We start from the raw sequence: 23,917 nt of genomic DNA on the forward strand, positions 1-23,917 counted from the left end.
AGACATGAAATTTGATAGTAAGGAAATATTACATAAATCGCTAAAAAAATTAAAGCATCCTGCTGTAAAATGGGGTCTCATTTTTAGTGCGACTACAATCCTTATAAGTATCATTGGCTTTTACCTTATATTACTAGGTGGGAAAATGGTTGTCGATGAAAAAGGGTTTGTTCTCTCAGAAGCAACTGTGATTGAAACAGTAGATGGAGTAGAAGTCGCAACCTTATACAGTGAAAACAGAACTTTCGTCTCGATTGACCAAATTCCAAAGCATGTTCAAGATGCTTTTATTGCTATTGAAGATAAACGATTTTATGACCATGCCGGTGTAGACTTTTTCTCTGTTCTCCGTGCATTGTATAAAGATATTATTGCATTCGATAAAGTAGAAGGTGCAAGTACGATTACGCAACAATTAGTAAAAAATATTTATTTAACAAACGACAAGGCATGGTTACGCAAAACCCAAGAAGTGATGGGTGCTATTTATTTAGAAAGAGAATTTAGTAAAGAAAAGATTTTAGAGTATTATTTAAATGAAATTTATTTTGGCCATGGTGTATATGGGATTGAAAAAGCTGCTCAATTTTATTTCGGAAAAAGTGTTCAAAACTTAACTGTGTCAGAAGGAGCTTTATTAGCAGGATTACCAAAAGCACCAAGTAATTATTCTCCTATTGATTATCCTGAAAAGGCAATTCAAAGAAGAAACATTGTCCTTTCCAGTATGCAACAACTTAATATGATTAATGCGGAGGAAATGGTGGCGTTACAAGGACGAACAATGGGCCTCCAACAGGGTGAACCAAAAAATAGGCCATGGATTGAAACATACGTTGATCTTGTATTGAAAGAAGCTGAGGAAAGACATCATATTAGCCGAAATGAAATTTATCGTGGAGGTTACAAAATTGTTACCGGAATTAACCCAGTTGTCCAACAAGCTGCATACGAGGCCTTTCAAGACGATCAATATTTTACTGGGACAGGTGAAGGACAAGAAGGTGCTTTTGTTTTATTAGATGCAAAAACCGGTACAATTGTCGCGGCTATTGGTGGAAGACAATTCCAACGTGGTGATTTAAATCGAGTATTCGTAAATAGACAGCCAGGATCTGTGATGAAGCCTCTTGCTGTATATGGTCCAGCATTGGAGATGGAAAAGTACTCCCCATACTCCATGCTAAAGGATGAACAAATGACTTACAACGGAGGTTATATACCAAAAAACTATGACAATCAGTACTTGGGTGAGGTCAGTATGTATGAGGCGTTACAGAAATCAAAAAATGCCCCTGCAGTCTGGCTATTAAACGAAATTTCACTAGATTATTCCAAGGAATACCTCAGTCAGATGGGAATCAATTTACCAGATGAAAACCTCGCTTTAGCACTAGGAGGTCTTTCAGAAGGTGTGACACCTCTTCAAATGGCAAAAGCATATCGTTCCTTTATTCACGATGGAAAGGTCACTGATCCTTACGCTATCCTTCATATTGAGGATAGGAAAGGGAACGTCATTGCTACTAGTGAAGCTGTCGACACAAAAGTATTTTCCTCGCAAACGGCCTGGAACATGACAAAAATGCTCAAGGCTGTAGTAGAACAAGGGACAGGTACAGCGGGTGATTATAACAAAGAACTTGCGGGGAAAACAGGTTCAACAGAACACCCAACTTTAGTTAATCGTATGAAGGATGTCTGGTTTGTTGGGTATACTCCGGAATATGTAGGGGCTGTCTGGCTTGGTTATGATAAGACAGATGAGGAACACTATTTAACGGAAGGAAGTAGTGTACCAACCGCATTGTTCAAACAGATACTATCGGAAGTAGATAATCAGGTGGAATTAGCTGCAGCATTTCAAAAACCAAATAACGTAGAAGATCTTCCGGAACCAATAACATTACCTGTTATACAAGATCTTACTGCGGAAAAATCGTTTGGATTTTTGTCAGGGGTGAGGGCAACCCTCCAATGGAGTGTAGCTACTGATGAGAGGATTATTTATCGTATATACGAGAAAACTTCAGACGGTTCTCGTTTAATTGCTGAAGTAAAAGGTAAAAGTAGATATGAGGACAAAGAAGCATCTATCTTTGATGAAAAGACGTATTATGTTGTTCCATTTAACCCATTAACTGGTCAAGTGGGACAAAAATCAAACGAAGCGTCAACTGATTAGATTCATTCTAATCTAATTTTTATTATAATAAGGCAATTTCGTGACAATCAAAGCTGTTTTGTGTACAGTTAGAGCATTTTAGTTTACCATATAAGAAGCATTTTGGGCGTGAAGTCCGAAAAGAGACGAAGGGTGAGTATGGATGAGTCAATTTAACGATACAATTTTAAAGGCATTTCGAGGAGAGAAAACAGATTATGTACCTTTGTGGTATATGCGTCAGGCGGGTCGCTCACAGCCTGAATATCGTAAGTTAAAGGAAAAATACTCTTTATTCGAAATTACCCACCAACCTGAATTGTGTGCTTATGTAACCAAACTACCAGTAGATCACTATAATGTGGATGCTGCTATTTTATACAAAGACATTATGTCCCCTTTACCTGCAATCGGAGTTGACGTTGATATTAAAGCAGGAATTGGGCCGGTTATTGATAACCCGATTAGAAGAAAAGAGGATATTGAGCGTCTTGGAGAGCTCGATCCTGAAAACGATGTTCCTTACGTATTAAAAACAATTGAAATATTAACGAAAGAACAATTAAATGTTCCATTAATCGGTTTTAGTGGAGCTCCTTTTACACTTGCAAGTTATATGATTGAAGGTGGTCCTTCGAAAGATTACAATAAGACGAAGGCACTCATGTATGGAGATTCAGCAAATTGGTTTTTGCTAATGGATAAATTAGAGGATTTAGTGATTCGATACTTAAAAGCCCAAATTAAAGCAGGAGCTCGTGCTGTTCAAATTTTTGATTCTTGGATCGGAGCAGTGAGTGCAGCAGATTATCGCGTCTACATAAAACCGACGATGGAACGTATTTTTGCAGCGCTTAAAGAGGAAGATGCTGCGACGATAATGTTTGGAGTAGGAACTGGGCATCTATTGAAAGAGTGGAATGATCTTCCTGTTGATGTAATTGGTTTAGATTGGAGAACTTCTATTGATCAAGCTAGAAGTCTAGGAATCCAAAAGACGGTCCAAGGTAATTTAGATCCTGCTATTCTGTTAACAGATTGGTCCATTATTGAAGAAAGAGTGAAACCTATTTTAGATCAAGGGATGAAGACACCAGGATACGTTTTTAATTTAGGACATGGCGTGTTTCCTGATGTTAATCCGGATACACTGAAGCGCTTAACAGCGTTTATTCACGAATATACAGTTCAATCTAAGTAGAGAGGTGTTTGTTAATGTCAAAGAAAAAAATGGGCTTACTAGTAATGGCATATGGTACGCCATACGAAGAGGAAGACATTGAAAGATATTACACACATATTCGTCATGGTAGAAAGCCAACTCCCGAAATGTTAGAGGATTTAACAAGTCGTTACAAAGCTATTGGTGGTATTTCTCCATTAGCGAAAATTACGCAAGAGCAAGCTGAAGCATTAGAGAAAAAGTTAAATGAAGTACAAGATGAAATTGTCTTTACGATGTACTTAGGCTTAAAGCATATTGAACCTTTTATTGAAGATGCTGTTGAGCAAATGGCTAAAGACGGAATTGAAGAGGCTGCAACTATTGTATTGGCTCCTCACTACTCAACTTTCAGTGTGAAATCATACAATGGAAGGGCGCAAGAAGAAGCAGAGAAATATGGTATCACGATGCATTCCGTAGAAAGCTGGTATAATGAACCAGGCTTTATTGATTATTGGGTTGAAGAAATCAATAAAGTATATGACAAAATGACAGATGAGCAAAAAGACAAAGCGGCTTTAATCGTGTCTGCGCACAGCTTACCTGAGAAGATATTACAAAACGGTGATCCATACCCTCAGCAGCTGCAAGAAACGGCTGACTTAATTGCCGACAAAGCAGGAATTAAAAATTATGAAATTGGTTGGCAAAGTGAAGGTAATACACCAGATCCTTGGTTAGGTCCTGATGTTCAAGATTTAACTCGTGAATTATTTGAACAAAAAGGTTATCGTACATTTGTGTATGCGCCAGTTGGATTTGTCTCTGACCATTTAGAAGTCTTATACGATAATGATTATGAGTGTAAAGTTGTATGTGATGAATTAGGTGCAAGTTATTACCGACCAGAAATGCCAAATAGCCATCCTAAATTTATTGCAACTTTAGCAGATGTCGTATTAACAAAAATTAAAAGTGGTGCTCTTCATGGCTAATCATGAACAACAGATTGTAATAGTAGGCGGCGGTATAGCAGGTATAACCGCTGCTTATTATTTACAACAAGAAATTAAGACCAACAACTTGCCTTATCAAGTACTGCTTATTGAAGCAACTAACGAGCTTGGAGGCAAGATTAACACCCTCCATCAGGATGGTTTTACGATTGAACGTGGTCCGGATTCCTTTTTAGCTAGAAAAAAGAGCGCATCACGTTTGGCAATAAACGTTGGGCTAGAGGATGAGTTAGTTACGGTGTCTTCTGGACAATCGTTTATTTTAGCTAATGGGAGCTTACATAAAATGCCACAAGGGTCATTTATGGGAATTCCTACACGTGTTAAGCCGTTTTTATTTTCTAGTTTATTTTCTGTACGAGGAAAATTAAGAGCGGCAGGTGATTTTGTCTTACCGAAAAGCGAACCAAAGGATGACCAGTCCTTAGGAGAATTTTTCCGGAGACGTCTAGGGGACGAAGTAGTTGAAAACTTAATAGAACCTCTTTTATCTGGTATCTATGCAGGTGACATTGATCGCCTAAGCTTAATGTCTACTTTTCCTAACTTTTATCACCTGGAGCAAAAATATAGAAGTCTCGTAAAAGGCTTAAACTATACAATGCCGAAAAGTCCTAGTAATAAGCCAAAGCAGGGTATGTTTTTAACGTTGAAAAGAGGACTACAGTCACTAGTCGAAGCTGTAGAAGATAAGCTTGATGAAGGGACTGTGATCAAAGGCACAGCTGTAAGTCATATCGAGAAAAAGGATGACTACTACGATCTATTATTGGATAGCGGACAAGTAGTGAAGGCAAGAACAGTTATTATGGCAGCGCCACACTTTGTTACACAGAAGTTATTTAGTCAATATGATTTCATGAAGAGCTTCAAAGAAATGCCAGCGACATCTGTTGCCAACGTTGCTATGGCATTCGATGAATCAGACATTGAAAGAGATATTGAAGGTACGGGTTTCGTTATTTCTCGGAACAGTGACCACCGGATAACTGCCTGCACGTGGACGCATAAAAAGTGGCCACATACAACGCCAAAAGGAAAAGCACTTCTACGTTGTTACGTTGGGCGTCCTAATGATCAAGAAGTAGTACAGTTATCAGATGATGAAATTGAAGAAATCGTCTTAAAAGATTTAAATAAAACAATGAATATAAAAGCAAAACCACAATTTAAAGTGGTGACAAGATGGGAAAATGCAATGCCTCAATATACTGTAGGGCATAAAGATAGACTCGCTGAAATAAAAGGGCAAATGAATTCGTATTTACCTGGAGTATTTCTAGCAGGCAGCTCATTTGAAGGAATTGGCATACCTGATTGTATTGATCAAGGGGAAGAAGCGGTAAAGTTAGTGTTGGATTATTTGAAAAATTAATGATGAGAGAAACATCCAGTCTGAAATATGGCTGGATGTTTTTTTGATGGGTCTTTATACCTAAGTGGCGCGATTGCTGGTGAAAGTGGCGCAATAAACGGTGAAAGTCGCGCAATAAACGGTGAAAGTCGCGCAATAAACGGAGAAAGTGGCGCAATAAAAGATGTAAATCGCTCAATAGACTGTAAAAGTAACCCGACTACCTACAAGAGTAGCTCAATAATCAATAAAGGTTGATCGACATATAACAAAGTCGCGACAAATAAAAAAGGTTGCAGCCAAAAGTTAATAAACTTTTGGAGCAACCACTTTAGTTGTACATGCTTCCAAAAAAGCTTCGTAAATTTTTATAGAAACTTCATCACCTGTAGATGCGAGGTTTTCCGGGTGCCATTGTAATCCTAGTACAAATTGATGGACGTTACTTTCCATGGCCTCCACTATACCATCAGTTGCCTCCCCGCAGATTTGAAATGAATTAGGAACATACTTGTTTGCTTGATGATGTCTACTATTCACCTTTATTTTATCTACACCTGTAATTTCATAGAGCTTTGTGTTAGGGTGTATGTGAACAAAGTGGGATGCATGCCCTTTTGGTGCATTTTGACTATGTTGTAGTAACGGCTCACTAATCTGTGAGTAAATATCTTGATACATGTTCCCACCTGCAGCTATGTTTAGGATTTGAAGACCTCGGCAAACTGCTAGTATCGGTTTATCTAACTCTAAAAATCTTTTGAGTAGTGCCAATTCGTACTTATCCCGAGCTGGCGTAATCGTTCCTAAGCCTATATGGGGTTCCTCACCGAATAAAGTGGGATCAATATCATATCCACCAGTTACATATAGACCGTCTAACTTGTTTGCGAGTTGATCGATATCTTCCTCTATGGCAAGATTTGGTAAGATAATTGGTACGCCGCCTGCTTTAGAAATAGCATTAATATTATCGTAGCTTACTAGTGCAGTTTCTTGGTCTACTTCCAGCGATGATGTTATTCCGATTAATGGTTTCATTATTTCTCCCCTATAACTTTTTTCGAAAAGGCCATTATCATTTCTGACAATGGCTTAATCTTCATCTTTATTTGGTTAGTTAAAATCAATTGCCCAAGAGCCTTGACGGAAGACAGCTTCGGTTTTCCCGTCAGCTGTTACACCATCAATATCTAATTCCGCAGAACCCATCATGAAGTCGACGTGAATCAGGCTATTGTTAACCCCATGTTTATCAAGTTCTTCGTCGTTCATGTTGGAACCACCTTGAATACTTGTCGGATATGCTTTTCCTAATGCTAAGTGACAAGAAGCATTTTCATCGTACAACGTGTTGTAAAAAATTAATCCCGATTGTGAAATTGGTGATTCGTGTGGTACTAGAGCAACTTCTCCAAGTCTACGCGCTCCCTCATCTGTGTCAAGTAAGTGTTTCAACGTGTCATATCCTTCTTCAGCAGTGAAGTCTACAATTTTTCCATCCTTAAATGTTAACGTAAAGTTATCAACAAGATTTCCACCATAGTTTAATGGCTTCGTATTTTTAACCGTACCATTTACCCCGTACTTATGTGGCATCGAGAAAACTTCTTCTGTAGGAATGTTTGCATTAAATGGGATACCTTTTTCTGTAGGGGAGGCTCCACCTTTCCAAACATGGTTTTCAGGAAGCTCTAATTCTAAATCAGTTCCAGGTGCTTTATAGATTAATTTTTTAAAGTTCTTTTTGTTAAGGAAGTCTTTTACTTTTGCTAATGTTTTATTATGTTCATCCCATGAAGCAATCGGGTCCTCATGATTGGCACGAGTAATACGGAAAATTTGTTCCCACAGCTTTTCAACAGCGTCTTCTTCTGTTGCATCAGGGAAAATCTTTTTTGCCCACTCTTTTCCAGGAACGGAAGCAACACACCACGTTAAGCGGTCATTCATTGTATAGTTACGGAAATTGGTCATTGCCTGACTGCTCGCCTTATTAGACGCAGCAATACGACTAGCATCAATACCTTTAAGAAGATCAGGATTTGATGGTTTTATGGATAATACAGCAGCCCCATCCTCTGCAAAATAATCGTACTTGTCAACAACCCATTGTGGAACCGTTTCAAGTACTTCTAGTGGAGCATGTTCATATCTTAAGCGAGTAAGTTCTTCATCCATCCAGTTCATATGTACATCTTTTGCACCCAATTCATATGCTTTTTTTGCTACAACACGTACGAATTCAACTGCTTCTGTTGGTGCACTAATCATTAGAGTTTGCTTATCTTGAATGTTAACTCCTTTACGAAGAACAAGCTCTGCATATTTTTCTAGATTTTGTTGGAAATTAGTCATGTTTTATTCCTCCTTTATTATCTTTTATATTATTTCATAATACGAAATTTCTTACAAAAGTTTTAAAGCATTTTTCTTTGCTTTTATAATTTTCTACATGGCGTGTATAAAGTCCTTTGCCTAACAAATAATACTACTTATCAAAATAAAAGGGTGAAACTAATGTTAGGTATGGGAAATAAAAATAAATTAAAATTGATTATTTGGCTAGGGGTGGGAAGTGCTATATTAACAAGTGTATTCAGTAGTTTCCTAATAAGTAAAGTGATAAAAATTTATGAAAAGGCAAGCTTTATTGAACAGGAATTGTTTAATCTAAAAGGTAATAATACTTAATTTATATCATGGTTGGAGAGGTGCAGCGGCATCTCTTTTTTACTTATAAGCATGTGTTATGATACAGATTAGAACAATAAAAAAAGAGCAGTTAATGTTAACCGCTCTGAATAGGAACTAAATTTTATCGCGCTGGATGATCACACTCATCGCAAAGATTACCATAGCAATCAGCTTTCTCGTCTATTTGACTACCACAAACGGAACAGTTTTTACGAGGCAGGTTTCGGAAAAATTCTAAAATACTTAGCATCTAGATCCCTCCACTTTTTTGTTTTTTCGTTTCTGTTAGTAGTATTGTATTATAACACAATGAAATATGCAATAGTCTGTTATATAATAATTGGTAATTTTATAAAAATTTTTAAAAAGGAGTTTTGTCATGCAAATAAGTACTATTGGTTATTGGGGGGCATATCCTGAGGCGGAATCGGCAACTTCTAGTTATTTAGTATCAAAAGATGGATTTCATTGCTTGATTGACTGTGGAAGTGGAGCACTTTCTAGGTTACAACGTAGGCTTAATCCAACCCAATTAGATGCGATTGTTTTGTCCCACTATCACCATGATCATGTTGCGGATATTGGGCCAATGCAATATGCTATGCTCGTTCAAAATGCGATACATCAAACAAATAAAATATTGCCGATTTATGGTCATCAAGAGGAAGCTGAGAAGTTTGCTAATTTGAGTCATCAATCTACTATAGGAATTGCTTATGATCCCGCTCATACACTTATTTTAGGCCCTTTAACGTTTCAATTTTTAAAAACAAAGCATCCAGTTCCTTGTTATGCGATGCGAATTAGTGATGGAGAAAAAACAATTGTATATACTGCCGATACGAGTTACTTTGAGGAACTGATAACATTCTGTAAAGGGGCAGATTTATTGATTGCAGAATGTAGCTTTTATGAAGGAATGGATGGAAGCGGACCAGGACATATGACAAGTGAAGAGTGTGGAAAACTAGCAAGAGATGCTGGAGTAGGGGAACTATGGTTAACGCACTTACCTCACTTTGGAGACACAATGAAGCTTAAAGTAGAAGCAGAACAGCTATTTAATGGTCCAATTAAACTTGCAGAAGAAGATCTTTCCTATGGGTCATGAACGTAAAGTGGGGGAACGTCTCCAAATTTTTGCTTTCTAGTAAAGAAGATTATAAAATAGTAGGCGAAGTATTCAATAGGAGGTAATGACCATGATGTTATTTATTGATAACGAGGGGATAACAGATCCGCAAATCAATTTAGCAATTGAAGAATATGCCCTTAAACATTTAAATATTGAAGGGGATAATACATATTTGCTTTTCTACATCAATGCACCATCTATTATTATCGGAAAAAATCAAAACACAATAGAAGAAATTAATACAGACTATGTAGAAGCAAATAATATTACTGTCGTTCGTCGCCTTTCTGGTGGTGGAGCTGTTTATCATGACCTAGGAAACTTAAACTTTAGCTTTTTGGCAAAGGATGATGGCAACAGCTTCCACAACTTTGCTAAATTTACGAAGCCTGTTACAGATGCGCTACAAAAATTAGGCGTCAATGCCAATCTTTCTGGTCGAAATGATCTTGAAGTAGATGGGCGCAAAATTTCAGGGAACGCACAATTTTCCACAAAGGGTCGTATGTTTAGCCATGGTACATTAATGTTTGATTCTGAAATTGAAAATGTTGTTTCGGCCCTAAAAGTGAAAACAGAAAAAATTCAATCAAAAGGGATTAAGTCCATTCGTAGCCGTGTTGCCAATATATCCGAGTATTTAGAAGAAAAAATTACAATGGAAGAATTTAAACATATGCTACTACGATATATCTTTAACGTTGAATCGGTGGATGATGTGCCTCAATACAAACTAACAGATGAAGATTGGAAGAAAATAAACGAGATTTCAGAGAATCGCTATAAACAATGGGACTGGAACTATGGTAAATCACCAGCATTTGATATCCAACATTCAAAACGCATTGAAGGTGCAGGCAGTATTGACGTTCGTCTAGACGTGAAAAAAGGTGTTATTGAAAAGTGTAAAATTTACGGCGATTTCTTTGGCGTTGGCGACGTTAAGGACATTGAGGAAAAACTAGTAGGAACACGTTATGAACGAGAGTCGTTAGAAAAACTTTTTGAAGACGTTGACATAAAGCACTATTTCGGTAAAGTAGAAAAAGAAGAATTTATTAGCTTAGTATATTAGACTATTTGTGAGGGGAATGTGAGGAAAATGTCACACTCCCTTTATTTTTTGTTACTTGTCTTTACTTAATTTGTTTCGGTCAGTAGTGGATGGGGGTTGCTCTAACCATCCATTCTTAATCATGATGTTTGCCCCGTCCTCTGCGTATTTCAAAATCTCAGACGTTAACCTGGTAAAATGAGTGCCGATATCACGTCTAGGGCTAGAACCGACACTTGTTCCGTAATGGCTCGTACTAGCTGCAGTTAAAGCAGAAATATGAAACATAATGAGCTTATCTGAAAATGTTTCCTCCGTAGACTCGGTTGGTAGTGTGTTCCAAATCATCGGACTAGGTAATCCTGATTCGCTAAGGATGGATCCAAAAACTTCTATATGTTTAGAGGATATCTTTATTCCCCTTTGCACATAATTTCTAACCTCTTTAGATTTAGCTACTTGTTGAAATCCAGTCAGAAGGGCTCTGCCTAAATCATTTCTTTCAATATTTAAATGTAGGTTCATAATTTCAATAGAAGTGAGTGGCCTTCTTTTGCCGAACCATCCAGTAAGAAAGCTTTGGTCATTGACAAAATCAATCTTTTTAGGCGTATTGATTTGGGGGGGTCTTAGAAAAAGTCCTTTTTCTAGCAATAATTTAGATGATTTTTCGTATAAATCACTTGATTCCCCAACACATTCTTTGAAATACTTTACAATGTCTACCCTTGCCGAATTACCAAGAGCCAAACTATATCCATTCCCACCTATTAAGGCCATATTTTTTAAATAATAAAGATAAAAAGAATCCGAATATAAACGTGGTGCAGCTAGGTTAACATCATTACTAGTGAATCCTGTCGGTAAAGGGAAATTTTCTTTTTCAAACAGAAACTTTAAATATATGAGGTGATTTTGCGATATACTTATGGCAAAATCTAATATCTTTTTTACTTTTTTATCTTCTACACGATTGGCAAAATAGGAAAGTACATAGTTCGCTAAACTATCGTTTATGTAGGTTGTCCATAAATGAGCCATTTCTGATGTTGATAATTTTATTTTCGTCATGAAATACTCCTTTCACTGCAGGTCGAGTAAATTTATTTTGTCCAATGGGTGCATTTTTTATAATGATTAGCAAATAAACAAATATGTATAGAAGTGGACTAGAAAAAGATTGGAGTTGATACGATGAGAGTACATGTTCTGCAGCATGATCCTGTAGTTGGTTTAGGGGTAATAGAACATTGGATGGAGAAAACCGGAGTAAAAGCGAACGTAACGAGAGTAGATTTAAATGAGCCGTTCCCAAATGTACATTCATTAGATTTTCTCATTATTTTAGGCGGCAGAATGGGTGCCTATGAAGAAGAACGTTACCCTTGGCTTGTTCAAGAGAAAAAATATATAAAGGAAGCATACGAAGCTGGTACATTTATTTTAGGCATTTGCTTAGGAAGTCAATTAATTGCAAGTGCGCTTGGGGGAAGAGCCTATCCAAATGAACAATCTGAATTAGGCTGGCAAACTATTCATTTTAAGGATGAAACTGCTTTCTCTCATCCTTTACTTAGGTATGTATCAGGAGAGCAAAAATTTTTTCAGTTTCATTCAGACACATTTGATTTGCCAAAAAATGCTCGTTTATTTGCAACAAACGGTTGTGCTAAACAAGGTTTTACAATTGGAGACCGTGTACTAGCTATGCAATTTCATCCTGAGGTTGATGGGCATACGGTATCTTTTTTTGCACAAAACCTATATCCGAAAGAGAAAAAGGGTCCATTCGTTCAACCAATTGAACGAGTAGAGGATAATCTATTAATAGAACAAAGTCGACAATGGTTTTTTCACCTATTAAATAATTTTCAAGAACAAATAAGTCATGTAAAGGAAAAACAGTTGATAAAATAGAATAAAAGATACATTTATAGGCTTTTACTTACACTAAGGTAAAAGTCTTTTTTATAATTGAAGGAAGTTTAATTTGATTAAAGAGTAAGAGCTGACGCCACAATGACTTAAAGCATAAGTGAAGAGACTAGCTAAGTTTTTTCTAATAAGGAAAAGGGGGATAGGGATGAAGTGGTATATTTACCTATTGTTTTTCATTTTATACGCATGCGTAACCTTTTTTGGAATTGGTCCTGTTTTAATTGCTGATGGTTCATTTCAGGAAAGGATGATAACGTTATCTGTTGTCATCATTATTTATCTTTTACTAACTATACTTCTTGTTAGGATAAGAAGAAGACTTTAAAAGCTTTAAATCTTCTCCAAAATGTGCAAATAAATTTCCTGTACGCTAGAAAAAGTCCTCCCAACTCTTCAAAAATCTATCCGTTCTATTCAATTATTGTTGAGAAGTCATTAAAAAAATATTTTTTACGTGCAAAAGTCAAATGGAATTGTATATAAGGTGGTCATAGAAATGAAAAAACTGTTATTTTTATTTATTTTTATCATGTTTGCTTCTCCTACTTCCATTCAAGCATTAGACTGTGCCATCCCATCCTTAGAAGAGGGATATGCAGAGTATGACGGTGTTATTGTTGGCTTTGTAAAAGATATTTCAAAAAAGGAGTCAGGAAACATTTTGAAAGTAAACGTTAAGCAAAGCTTCAAAGGTGTGACGAAAACATGGATTCTCGTGGAAGAAGATCACTTCTGGGGTGACAGTAAGAAGGGAGAGGAGTACCTCTTTTTCTTAAAGGAAAAAAATGAGACAGAATGGGATCATCCACTTTGTAGTCCTACATCAAATGTTAGCAATGTACAAGAAGAAATAGAAGAACTACAAAAAGGTAAACTGATAGATTTAGAATTAACTCAACAGCCAATGCTTGATTTAGATGATAACCCAGAACCAGACGAATCTACAATTGATGAAGTTATTGTAGCATTAGTATTTACTGTCGTTCTTGGATTAGTTATTTATGTTAAATATCGTCTAGGTAAAATGAGATAATATTTCACAATAGGAATAAAAAGGTATTTTTGTTATGGATAACCAAACCCTCTAAGCACAATTACACGTTATGCTAAGGGGGTTTGTTCATTCTTTGAAAACCTTTTCTTGCTCATCCCTATGGAGTAATTTATAATAGAAACATAGCTTTTAAAAATGAATGACTACTCATTCATAATACATCTTAGGGGAGGGAAATTCATGAACTTAAGTGATCAACTATCCATGACAGCTAAGAATCACTTAAGGAAGACTGCTTATATTTTTCAAGACGATGAAAAGACTTATCAAGAACTTGAAGGAGCAGTAACAAAATTCGCATCCAGCCTACAAAATTTAGGTTATGGAAAAGGAGACCACATCGGACTCGTTGTTGGGAACACTCCTCATTTTGTTATTGGTTTATACGGTGCACTGCGAGCGGGTGTTACTGTAATTCCAATCAATCCAATTTACACAGCAGATGAAATTTCTTACATCGTCAACAATGGGGATGTAAAAGGCATTATTACATTAGATGTATTGTTAGAAAAATTTGAGAAAATGGACAAAATGCTACCTAAGGTTGAGCATTATATTACTGGTGAAACGAGCCCGGACTTTGCAGTTAAAAATTCTCCATTGGGTGCAAAATTGAAACCGTTTACTCAGTTAGTCCTAGAAGGTAGTTTAGAACTAGACAGACCAGTTTTAAATGATGACGATGCAGCTGTTATTTTGTATACATCTGGAACAACTGGTAAACCAAAGGGAGCTATTTTAACGCATAAAAATTTATACTCGAATGCGAAGGATGTAGCAGATTATTTACATATAAGTACGGAAGATAAAGTACTTGCTGCTCTCCCTATGTTTCATGTGTTCTGTTTAACAGTGGCTCTTAATGCTCCTTTAATGAATGGTGGAACGGTGTTAATTATGCCAAAATTTTCACCAGATACTGTATTCAAAGTAATGAAACAGTATGAACTAACCGTTTTTGCAGGTGTACCAACGATGTATAACTATTTACTACAATATCCGAATGGAAATGCAGCCGATCTTGAAAGTATAAGGTTATGTATTTCCGGTGGAGCTGCAATGCCTGAAGCGTTATTGAAAAATTTTGAAAAGAAATTTAATGTTGTCATTTCAGAAGGATATGGGCTTTCTGAAGCTTCACCTGTTACATGCTTCAATCCTTTAGATCGTCCGAGAAAGGTTGGATCTATTGGACCTAGCATTGTCAACGTAGAAAATAAGGTAGTGGATGAATTAGGAGAAGAAGTACCAATAGGTGAAGTGGGTGAGCTAGTCGTTCGTGGCCCTAACGTAATGAAGGGATATTATAAACTCCCTGAAGAGTCAGCTGCAGCATTGAAGGATGGCTGGTTATATACTGGTGATATGGCAAAAATGGATGAAGACGGATATTTTTATATTGTTGATCGTAAAAAGGATTTAATATTGGTCGGTGGCTATAATGTTTACCCACGTGAAGTAGAGGAAGTGTTGTATAGCAATCCGAAACTAGCTGAAGTAGCAGTTATTGGGACTCCTGATCCAAATACTGGAGAAGCCGTTCAAGCGTTCGTCGTGCTAAAAGAAAATGAGCAAGCAACACAAGAAGAATTATTAGCATTTTGCTCAGAACGCCTTGCTAAATACAAAGTGCCGAAAAAAATGGAGTTTTTGGAAGAGTTACCAAAAAATACGACTGGAAAAATTCTGCGTAGGTCTTTAAAGGAAATTATTAAAAAGTAATAAGCATATGAAAAGCAATCTCTATTTATAGGGATTGCTTTTTTGTCCTTTAAGAAAGAAGAAGGTTAAGTTAAAGGATTTAGAATTGGTCATAGAAGGCTTTTTGTTCGGACTTGGTGTGAAACCAAGTTATTTTTATACTTTAAGAAAGTTTAACTTTGTTAGAGGATTAAAGTATAAGAAAAACTTGGGCTTTCGCCATAATGACTTGGCGACAAGCCAAGTTTTTCTAATGTATCATTTTAGCAAATAGGTTCATAGGATTAAGAATAAAGATTCCGTTTTTGTACTAATAACAAAATTTGGGCTTGAAATAATAGGTCATTTTCATTATAATTTCTTTAACACATAAAAGCACACACGCATAAAAGCATAAAAGTGTTAAAGGGGAGGAAAAGGTTATGATAAAGAAAATTGGTATGATACTTTTATTGGGTTTACTTTTGCTATTGGCAGCATGTGGAACAAGTGATGAGGAAGCGTCAGGGAGTTTAGGTGTTTCAGAAGATGAAGCAGACCACATTGTAGGTGTTATCCAGCATGTGGAGCATCCATCACTTGATGAAGCGACAAAAGGCTTTAAAAATGCACTTGTTGATGCAGGATTAAAGGTTTATTTTGAAGATGAAAATGCACAAGGGGATGCAAAAAACAATCAATCTATTGCGGATAAGTTTGTAGGGGATAATGTAGATTTGATTTTTGCTAATGCAACCCCAAGTGCTCAAAGTGCATTGAATGAGACGACTGAAATTCCGATCGTGTTTACTTCTGTTACCGATCCTGTAGGGGCAGGGCTAGTAGCATCGATGGAAAATCCAGGTGGAAATGTTACTGGTACATCTGACTCTAATCCAGATGCAATCCCAAGTACAATGCAGTTAATTAAAGATATGGGTTATGAGAATGTAGGGATGGTATACAATGCTGGAGAACAAAACTCTGTCACTCAAATAGATCAGGCAAAGGAATCAGCAGAAGAGTTAGGGCTAACAGTTAAAGAGGCAACAGTATCTACTTCAGCTGATGTAAAACAGGCAGCGGAGTCACTAGTTGGAAGCGTAGACGTATTCTATATTATTACGGACAATACAGTTGTTAGTTCACTTGAATCTGTCATTATGGTTAGTGAATCAGAGAGTTTACCGTTATTCGTAGGAGAGTTAGACTCTGTTAAACGTGGAGGCTTTGCTGCTTACGGATTTAGTTACTATGATATTGGTTATGAGGCAGGCGAAAAGGCCGTTCAGATATTGAAAGGGGAAAAAACAGCAGGAGAAATTCCAGCAACTTTCCCACAAAACTTAGTTTTAGAGATTAACGAAGATGCAGCTGCAAATATGGGTGTTGAACTTACAGATGAACTAAAAGAGAAAGCAAAACTAGTTAAAACACAACAAGAAGAATAAAGGGTGAATTGTTATGGTTAGTGCTCTCTATGGTGCCTTAGAATCAGGACTAATATATGCCTTAATGGCTTTAGGAGTATATTTAACTTTCCGGGTATTAGACTTCCCAGATTTAACAGTTGACGGGAGCTTTGTAACTGGTGGTGCAGTGAGCGCTATTATGATTATGAATGGGTCTGACCCCTTCCTTGCGACTTTAATGGGAGGGGTTGCTGGCTTTTTAGCCGGTTGTATAACAGGATTGTTGCATACGAAAGGAAATATAAATCCTTTATTATCCGGTATTCTGATGATGACCGCATTGTATTCTATCAATCTAAGAATAATGGGGCAACCTAATATCCCACTATTGAACCAAACTACTGTGTTTAAGGAAATTGGGTCTTGGTGGGAAGGTCTTCAAATTGATGAGTATTTGCTAAAACCGTTTACTGCGCTAGGTTTAGGTGAATATGCCCCAAAAACTTTTTTAGTTATTATAAGCATGATTTTTATTGTCTTTATGCTAAAAAAGATTATGGATTGGTTACTTCGCACTGAAGCGGGTATTGCATTACGTGCTACAGGTGATAATGCACGAATGGTAAAAAGTTTATCGGCTAATACAGGTAGCTATATCGTAGTTGGGTTAGGATTATCTAATGGGCTAGTGGCCTTAAGTGGTGCTCTATATGCACAATATAACGGTTTTAGTGATGTTAACTTAGGAATTGGTATGATAATAGTAGGGCTTGCTTCCGTCATTATTGGGGAAGGGTTATTTGGCAAGAAAAGTGTTGTTCGTGCGACACTTGCTGTTATTTTAGGCGCTATTCTTTACCGAATCATTATTGCTTTAGCATTACGAGTGGATTTCTTGGATGCGAGTGACATGAAGCTTATTACAGCCGTTATTGTTATTGGTGCTCTCGTATTCCCGAAATGGTGGAAGGAATTTAAAGAAAAAAGGAAACGATATACGAGAAGAAAAACGTTAAATAAACAACAGCAAGAGGGGGGAGAAGAAAATGCTTCAGTTAAATCAGATTGAGAAGGTATTTTATGAAGGGACCCCTGATGAAAAACGTGCATTAAGAGGAATTGATTTAACGCTGAATGAAGGCGATTTTGTAACGGTAATTGGCAGTAACGGAGCCGGTAAATCAACATTGTTAAATATTGTAGCCGGTGTTCTTTTCCCTGATTACGGAGCAGTATCGATTGATGATAAGGAAGTTACCTTTCTACCAGAATATAAAAGATCAAAATGGATAGGAAGAGTGTTCCAGGACCCGATGGCTGGTACAGCACCAAACATGACGATTGAAGAGAATCTCGCTTTAGCTCTCGGTCGTACAAAAAAGCGTTCTTTATTTAAAGGGGTAACCCAAAACAGACGTGCAGAATTTAAAGAGCTTTTGAATTCAATCGATATTGGTTTAGAAGATCGTTTAAATACAAAAGTAGGTTTATTATCAGGTGGGGAGAGGCAAGCGCTTTCGCTATTAATGGCAACCTTTACGAAGCCTCGCATCTTATTATTAGATGAACACACAGCAGCGTTAGACCCAGCACGTGCTGAGTTAATAACGAGAATAACAAAGGATATCGTCGCGAAACACCAACTGACCACTCTTATGGTAACCCATCAAATGGATCAAGCTATTCAACTAGGTAATCGTTTATTCATGATGGATGGGGGACAAATTATTTTTGAAGCTAATGATGAACAAAAGGAAAAGCTGACAGTAGAGCAATTAATTAATGAATTCCAGAAAATTAGAGGAAAGCAATTTGCAAACGACCGGTCGGTTTTATCTGTTTAATCAATAAAGACTGTGAAGGATTATTTATTTCTTCACAGTCTTTTTATTTGGATCAAAGATGGCTGTGTAAAATTATTTTGTAAATGATCTTCTCACTTGGACAGAAAGTAATCTTACTAGCGGGAAGTAAGTATTTAATTAGTGTACGGTTACCAGGAATCTTGCAAAGAATGGTGTGAATGCAGAAAAAAGAACATATATCAACTACATTATTGATGGGAATGTTTCTATAGGATACATTTTTTTGAAAAATCTCTGAAATGACGGATGGTTTTACAATTAGTATGATTCGTTACCTTTTAATCCATAATTTTCTAGTTATTGGTTGACAAAATGTTAAGAAAATTGTAACAATTAAAGAGAGGCTATACATTTTGTCTAAGCGAATGGGGCAAGGTCATTTTTTCGGAGGTGATTTATGAAGAACACTTTTAAATTAACAGTAGGAGATATTCTCACTCGTCCTCATTTCCAAAATGCAAAAGTAGTTGCTGGAAAAAATGGATTGAATGGGCTCATCCGTTGGGTACATATTATGGAAGTAACGGAAATTGGACATTTAATAAATGGTAATGAACTCATCTTAACAACAGGGTTGGGATGGAGAGAGAATGGGGAGGCCAGTCTATCGCTTCTTCAGCAGTTAATTGACAAGAAAGCGGCTGGCATATGTGTAGAGCTAGGCACTTACATTCCTTCTATACCTAACAATATGATTGAACTAGCAAATAAACATAACTTTCCAATTATTGTTTTTACCGAACAAGTCCGGTTTATTGATATTACACAAGAATTAAATGGCCTTTTTATTGAAGCACACTACAAAACGATGATTAATTTAGAGTCTGTTTCGAATCAGTTTAACCGATTATTATTATCAACAGATGGATTCAAGCGTATTTTACGATTACTTCATCAGTTTTTAAATGTTCAAGTTGCTTATGCACCTGCAGAAGGGCAAGTCCAATTCTATCCACCTGTAGAAAAGTCGCAGGAAAAAGAATTAGAGAAATTAGCGAACAGAGCTCAGCCCCAAAATGTGATTAATTCACCTGCAAAAAGTGCTTCAAAGCCTATTCAAGCGCTTGGTCACAAATTTGCTGACTTAATCATTTTATCGAAAGGGCAAGATTTGACCGATTTTGATTATTTAGTTTTAGATCGTGCAGCTACAGCTCTCTCACAAGATCAATTGCGTCTATTATACGTAGAGGAAAAAAGGAAGCATCATGAGAACCGCTGGCTCCTCGAATGGTTAAAGGGTGAGCATGGCAAAGAAAATGTAGAACAGTATATTGCTAGTATCGAACCATCCATGAAGCCTAATGGTTGTGCGGTATGTATTTGTAAAATAGATTTACAAGAACAAGACCACGATTTAACCTATTTCTCTATGATATTTAGGACGATTTTTGAACAGCACGGTTTCTTTTCCCTTGTTTCTTTTGAGCGAAATAATTTAGTTTTTGCGCTTATTAATAAAAGGAACCAACAAGATTGGAGAAACCGACTTTCTGACGCGTTAGCACAAATTAGAAAAACAGATTTGATGAAAAAGCAGGTATCCGAAAAAACGACATTCGGTATTGGAAAACTTTCTGAATTAGACCAATTACACAAGTCTTATGAAATGGCGATGGAAACAATATATATCCAGAAAAAAACAGGTGATACTACTGTATCTTTCTATGAAGATTTGTATGTTTACCGCTTAATATCCCAGTTAAATAAAGAGAAAAGCTTGGAAGTCTTTATTGAAGACTATATTGGAGCGATTTTAAAATATGATCAAACAAAAAATAGCCAAATGCTAGAAACGTTAAAAGTGTTCTTGGAGGTTAATGGCTCGAAAAAAGATGCAGCAGAACGACTTTTTATCGTGCGCCAAACACTATACCATCGAATAGAAAAATTAAAAGAGTTACTGGGTGATGATTTTATGCGTTCAGACAAGCGTTTAGCTATAGAGTTTGCTGTATATGCCCATGATTTCTTAAAGAAACCATCTTTGACATAGTTCACCTTGTACCCCATCTCAGATAATAACAAGAGCTGTATTAGACATATAAGAAATTCCTCTATCTCTTGTTCAAAAACCTTCCTATCAAAAATAATTGTTTACATCATGTAAAAAAAATATTTGAATTTTTAAACAAATTAACCAATGTATATGAAAGCGGTATCATTTACATTTAAGAAGTACGTTTAAAATGTTTTTTTATTTAATGTCATGAACTAACCTTTTCAGTAGATTGATAAAGGCGGTATGACAATTATTCTTTTATGTACATGTAACTTTATTTGTAAAAATAAATTCGAAATGAGGAGGTTTTTAATATGGCTGAGAATCTATCAACAAAACAGTTATCCGTTCAAGAACTTGCAGAACTAGATAAAAAGTATTTTTTACATCCAACTACAGCTCCGAAAGTACACGCAGAGCAAGGTCCAAAAATAATGTTTTCAGAAGGTAAAGGTATATACGTGAAAGACATGGATGGAAATTCCTATATTGATGGGGTTTCTATGTTGTGGAACGTAAACCTTGGACATGGACAGAAAGAACTAGCGGAAGCGGCAAAGGAGCAAATGGAAAAGTTAGCATATAGCTCTTCTTTTATAGGATATTCGAACGAACCAGCTGTTCGCCTAGCCGAAAAACTTGTATCCCTTGCACCTGGGGATTTGAATTCCGTCTTTTATACTTCTGGTGGCTCAGAATCTAACGATACCGCATTTAAGTTAGCACGCTTCTACTGGGAATTAAAGGGGCAACCTAAAAAACGAAAAATTATTGCGTTAGAGAACGCTTACCATGGCGTTACCATTGCTGCACAAACAGCTACATCCATTCCAAATTTCCATACTTTCTCCAGCTCAAACATATCGGATGTCTTTCATGCAAAGCCTCATTTAACAAATTGTGAGCTTGGTGATAAAAGTGATCCAAACTATGAAGGGTGCATTAGAGACATTGTGGAAAAAGAAGGTGCTGATTCCATTGCAGCAGTTATTATGGAGCCAGTGCAAGGATCAGGCGGCGTATATATTCCACCAGATGGGTACTTACAGGCTGTTCGTAAATTGTGTGATGAATTTGGCATTCTGTTTATTGCAGATGAAGTAATAACTGGCTTTGGCAGAACAGGTTTAATGTTCGGATCTGAAAACTGGGATGTAGTTCCTGACTTTTTATGCTTTGCGAAGGGCGTAACAAGTGGATATGCACAGTTAGGTGGTGTGTTAATACGTCAGCACATTAGAGATACAATTGTTCAATATGAAGGTGTATTAAGTCATGGTTTCACTTACAGTGGTCATGCAACTGCTTGTGCCGTTGCATTAAAAAACATTGAATTGATGGAACGAGACAATATAGTTGTTAATGCGAAAAATATGGAACAAGTGTTAGCGGATGGATTTGAATATTTAAAGGGTAAGTACGATATTGTCACTAAAACGAGAGCCATTGGCTTACTTTCTGCTTTTGAACTTTATGAAGATCCTACTACAGAAAAACCATTTGATGTCTCCGTGATGGCTGCGGCGAAAGTTGGCGAAGAATGTTTTAGCCGTAAACTATTAATTAGGCCAATTCGTGTAGGGGAAGGTAAAAATATAATTGCGATTGCCCCGCCTTTAGTGATTAATAAACAAGAAATTGAACAATTAATAGCGATCATAGATGATTCGATTTCAGCTTTTAAAAAAACATTGTAATAGACTTCAAAAAAACAATTAGGGGGTGACAAGGTGGAAGATTTGAAGTATGCGGACCTAGTCTTATCTAGTAATGCTATATTTACAGGACTTCAAGAATCTCCATTTCGTGGTTCTGTTGCCATAAAAGATAATGTTATTTTAGCAACGGGGACTCGTGAGGAAGTTACCCCGTTAATTGGGGAAAACACGAAAGTAATCGAATATGGTGATCAGCTTATAATGCCTGGTTTCAATGACTTTCATATTCATTTATTTTTAGGTAGTTTGTCTCAGCAGAGTGTACATCTTCATCAAGCAAAGTCGGAACAAGAAGCAGCAGAAATGGTAAAGGAATTTGCGGACAGCCGTCCACATGATGAATGGATTTTTGGTTTTCGTTGGTACCACGTTTATTGGGAAAATAAAACCTTACCACATCGATCTACTCTTGATAGGTTAATCCCTGATCGCCCCGTATTCTTATTTAATGATGAATGTCACGGAGCTTGGGTAAATACGAAAGCCTTAGAGTTATTGGGAATTAACGACGAGACACCTAATCCACCGTTTGGTGAAATTGTTAGAGACAAAAATGGTAAAGCTACAGGGTTTTTATATGAAACAGCCATGACATTTGCTAGTGAGGTTTTTGAAAATATTCCAAAAGATAGACAAGTAGAATTACTAGAAAACTTTTTAAAAACTTCTGCTAGGTTAGGCGTTACTTCTATAAGTGATATGCTTCCCCTGCCAGGCTTAGAGCTGGGAAACTTGGAACTTTATCAAGAGTTCGATGAGCAGGATAAATTAACTACTCGTGTTCATTTTCTAGCGGCATTGGATGGGAATCTAGATCGACCCAAAAAATTAAGGGAAACATTTCAATCAGATAGTTTGAAGTTTTCCGGGTTAAAACAATTTTTAGATGGTGTACCAATTGCCTATACAGCTTACTTAGTTGATCCATATGCCGATAAGCTAGAAACGAAAGGTGATACCCTCATTCCAATCGACTATGTGCGAGAATGGGCAATAGAGGCAGACAGAGAGAATTTTCGTATTCGGTTCCACGCTTGCGGAGATGGGGCTGTTAGACTGGGGTTAGACTGCTTTGAAGCTGTCCAACAACAAAACGGTAAACGAGATTCTCGTCATACCATTGAACATATTGAAGTCATTCATCCAGATGACATGAATCGTTTTGGAGAATTAGGTGTCATTGCTTCTATGCAGCCAGAGCATATGGCTGTTGCCAGATCGTTTGCTAACAATACGTACCGAAAAAGATTAGGGCCAGAACGTGAAAAATATACATGGCCGATAAAATCCTTACAAGATAAAGGTTCGACAATTGCCTTTGGTACAGATTTTCCAGTAGTTGGATTAGATCCAATGACAGAAATTTACCGAGCAGTAACTAGATTACATGATGATGGCGAGCCAGAAGGCGGTTGGAATCCCTCCGAAAAGATTTCTCTTGCTGATGCGTTACGAGCCTATACGATTGGCTCTGCTTATGGGACTTTCCGTGAACAGGAGCTAGGTACGCTAGAAGCAGGGAAACTAGCTGACATCATCGTACTAGATCAAGATTTATTTCGTATTTCTAATGAGGATATAAGAAATACGAAAGTTGTTTTGACTGTTAAGGATGGAAAGATAATCTATCAAACTAGTGAAAACAAGGAGGTATAAGTAGATA

21 protein-coding genes are annotated in these 23,917 nt (G+C 36.8%); 17 read left to right on the forward strand and 4 right to left on the reverse strand.

Translation table 11 applies throughout. The annotated features are described in order from the left end of the window. Window positions 1-4: 4 nt before the first annotated feature. The 4 genes from HNQ94_RS15645 (at window position 5) to hemY (ending at window position 5,720) form a co-directional block, all read left to right on the forward strand. Complete coding sequence (locus HNQ94_RS15645) at window positions 5-2,185, forward strand: transglycosylase domain-containing protein (protein ID WP_174497190.1); 2,181 nt, start codon at window positions 5-7, stop codon at window positions 2,183-2,185. A 142-nt stretch (window positions 2,186-2,327) separates the two neighbouring features. Further along, a complete protein-coding gene (hemE, locus tag HNQ94_RS15650; RefSeq protein ID WP_174497191.1) occupies window positions 2,328-3,365 on the forward strand; it encodes a uroporphyrinogen decarboxylase in 1,038 nt (345 codons plus the stop codon). Between the two features lie 14 nt (window positions 3,366-3,379). Further along, window positions 3,380-4,324, forward strand: coding sequence for a ferrochelatase (gene hemH, locus HNQ94_RS15655; protein WP_174497192.1), 945 nt, complete (start codon window positions 3,380-3,382; stop codon window positions 4,322-4,324). Continuing rightward, window positions 4,317-5,720 carry a protoporphyrinogen oxidase gene (gene hemY, locus HNQ94_RS15660; RefSeq protein ID WP_174497193.1) on the forward strand — a complete coding sequence of 468 codons (1,404 nt, stop codon included), beginning with the start codon at window positions 4,317-4,319 and terminating at the stop codon, window positions 5,718-5,720. Before hemH ends, hemY begins: the two co-directional genes overlap by 8 nt. Window positions 5,721-6,005: 285 nt before the next feature. Here hemY and HNQ94_RS15665 read toward each other — a convergent pair whose 3' ends face one another. Both HNQ94_RS15665 and HNQ94_RS15670 read right to left on the reverse strand, forming a co-directional pair. After that, window positions 6,006-6,740, reverse strand: coding sequence for a gamma-glutamyl-gamma-aminobutyrate hydrolase family protein (locus HNQ94_RS15665; protein WP_174497194.1), 735 nt, complete (start codon window positions 6,738-6,740; stop codon window positions 6,006-6,008). Between the two features lie 75 nt (window positions 6,741-6,815). Beyond that, window positions 6,816-8,057 carry an aminopeptidase gene (locus tag HNQ94_RS15670; RefSeq protein WP_174497195.1) on the reverse strand — a complete coding sequence of 414 codons (1,242 nt, stop codon included), beginning with the start codon at window positions 8,055-8,057 and terminating at the stop codon, window positions 6,816-6,818. 162 nt (window positions 8,058-8,219) lie between these two features. Between HNQ94_RS15670 and HNQ94_RS15675 the strand changes: the two genes are divergently transcribed. Next, complete coding sequence (locus HNQ94_RS15675) at window positions 8,220-8,393, forward strand: hypothetical protein (protein WP_174497196.1); 174 nt, start codon at window positions 8,220-8,222, stop codon at window positions 8,391-8,393. Window positions 8,394-8,517: 124 nt separating this feature from the next. On the opposite strand, the gene yhfH is transcribed toward HNQ94_RS15675, so the two are convergent. Beyond that, window positions 8,518-8,646, reverse strand: a complete 129-nt coding sequence (gene yhfH, locus HNQ94_RS15680; protein ID WP_174497197.1) for a protein YhfH — start codon at window positions 8,644-8,646, stop codon at window positions 8,518-8,520. A gap of 129 nt (window positions 8,647-8,775) precedes the next feature. On the opposite strand from yhfH, the gene HNQ94_RS15685 reads away from it, so the two are divergent. Together HNQ94_RS15685 and lplA are read left to right on the forward strand one after the other, a co-directional pair. Then, window positions 8,776-9,507 (forward strand): MBL fold metallo-hydrolase, encoded by a 732-nt coding sequence (locus tag HNQ94_RS15685; RefSeq protein ID WP_174497198.1) that lies wholly within the window; start codon window positions 8,776-8,778, stop codon window positions 9,505-9,507. Between the two features lie 94 nt (window positions 9,508-9,601). Next, the gene (gene lplA, locus HNQ94_RS15690) at window positions 9,602-10,606 is read left to right on the forward strand and encodes a lipoate--protein ligase (protein WP_174497234.1); all 1,005 of its coding nucleotides are present in this window, start codon (window positions 9,602-9,604) and stop codon (window positions 10,604-10,606) included. A gap of 51 nt (window positions 10,607-10,657) precedes the next feature. On the opposite strand, the gene HNQ94_RS15695 is transcribed toward lplA, so the two are convergent. Beyond that, window positions 10,658-11,656: a DUF3231 family protein gene (locus tag HNQ94_RS15695; protein WP_174497199.1), complete on the reverse strand. Its 999-nt coding sequence runs from the start codon at window positions 11,654-11,656 to the stop codon at window positions 10,658-10,660. Window positions 11,657-11,779: 123 nt separating this feature from the next. On the opposite strand from HNQ94_RS15695, the gene HNQ94_RS15700 reads away from it, so the two are divergent. The 10 genes from HNQ94_RS15700 to HNQ94_RS15745 all read left to right on the forward strand — a co-directional run bounded on the left by HNQ94_RS15700 (window position 11,780) and on the right by HNQ94_RS15745 (window position 23,910). Then, window positions 11,780-12,502 (forward strand): type 1 glutamine amidotransferase, encoded by a 723-nt coding sequence (locus HNQ94_RS15700; RefSeq protein ID WP_174497200.1) that lies wholly within the window; start codon window positions 11,780-11,782, stop codon window positions 12,500-12,502. Between the two features lie 166 nt (window positions 12,503-12,668). After that, window positions 12,669-12,848 carry a DUF6954 family protein gene (locus tag HNQ94_RS15705; RefSeq protein WP_174497201.1) on the forward strand — a complete coding sequence of 60 codons (180 nt, stop codon included), beginning with the start codon at window positions 12,669-12,671 and terminating at the stop codon, window positions 12,846-12,848. A gap of 171 nt (window positions 12,849-13,019) precedes the next feature. Next, complete coding sequence (locus HNQ94_RS15710) at window positions 13,020-13,556, forward strand: hypothetical protein (protein ID WP_174497202.1); 537 nt, start codon at window positions 13,020-13,022, stop codon at window positions 13,554-13,556. Window positions 13,557-13,757: 201 nt separating this feature from the next. Next, window positions 13,758-15,299 (forward strand): fatty acid--CoA ligase family protein, encoded by a 1,542-nt coding sequence (locus HNQ94_RS15715; RefSeq protein ID WP_174497203.1) that lies wholly within the window; start codon window positions 13,758-13,760, stop codon window positions 15,297-15,299. Between the two features lie 401 nt (window positions 15,300-15,700). Next, on the forward strand, window positions 15,701-16,708 hold the full coding sequence (locus HNQ94_RS15720) for an ABC transporter substrate-binding protein (protein ID WP_174497204.1): 1,008 nt from the start codon (window positions 15,701-15,703) through the stop codon (window positions 16,706-16,708). A 13-nt stretch (window positions 16,709-16,721) separates the two neighbouring features. Next, window positions 16,722-17,738 carry an ABC transporter permease gene (locus tag HNQ94_RS15725; protein WP_174497205.1) on the forward strand — a complete coding sequence of 339 codons (1,017 nt, stop codon included), beginning with the start codon at window positions 16,722-16,724 and terminating at the stop codon, window positions 17,736-17,738. Beyond that, on the forward strand, window positions 17,716-18,513 hold the full coding sequence (locus tag HNQ94_RS15730; RefSeq protein ID WP_174497206.1) for an ABC transporter ATP-binding protein: 798 nt from the start codon (window positions 17,716-17,718) through the stop codon (window positions 18,511-18,513). Before HNQ94_RS15725 ends, HNQ94_RS15730 begins: the two co-directional genes overlap by 23 nt. 418 nt (window positions 18,514-18,931) lie before the next feature. Further along, the gene (locus tag HNQ94_RS15735) at window positions 18,932-20,530 is read left to right on the forward strand and encodes a PucR family transcriptional regulator (protein ID WP_174497207.1); all 1,599 of its coding nucleotides are present in this window, start codon (window positions 18,932-18,934) and stop codon (window positions 20,528-20,530) included. A 320-nt stretch (window positions 20,531-20,850) separates the two neighbouring features. After that, entirely contained in the window at window positions 20,851-22,233 is a 1,383-nt protein-coding gene (locus HNQ94_RS15740; RefSeq protein WP_174497208.1) for an aminotransferase family protein, read from the forward strand. Window positions 22,234-22,266: 33 nt separating this feature from the next. Beyond that, window positions 22,267-23,910 (forward strand): amidohydrolase, encoded by a 1,644-nt coding sequence (locus HNQ94_RS15745; RefSeq protein WP_246200041.1) that lies wholly within the window; start codon window positions 22,267-22,269, stop codon window positions 23,908-23,910. Window positions 23,911-23,917 lie beyond the last annotated feature (7 nt).

The sequence above is a fragment of the Salirhabdus euzebyi genome, assembly GCF_014207435.1.
Taxonomy (GTDB): domain Bacteria; phylum Bacillota; class Bacilli; order Bacillales; family Alkalibacillaceae; genus Salirhabdus; species Salirhabdus euzebyi.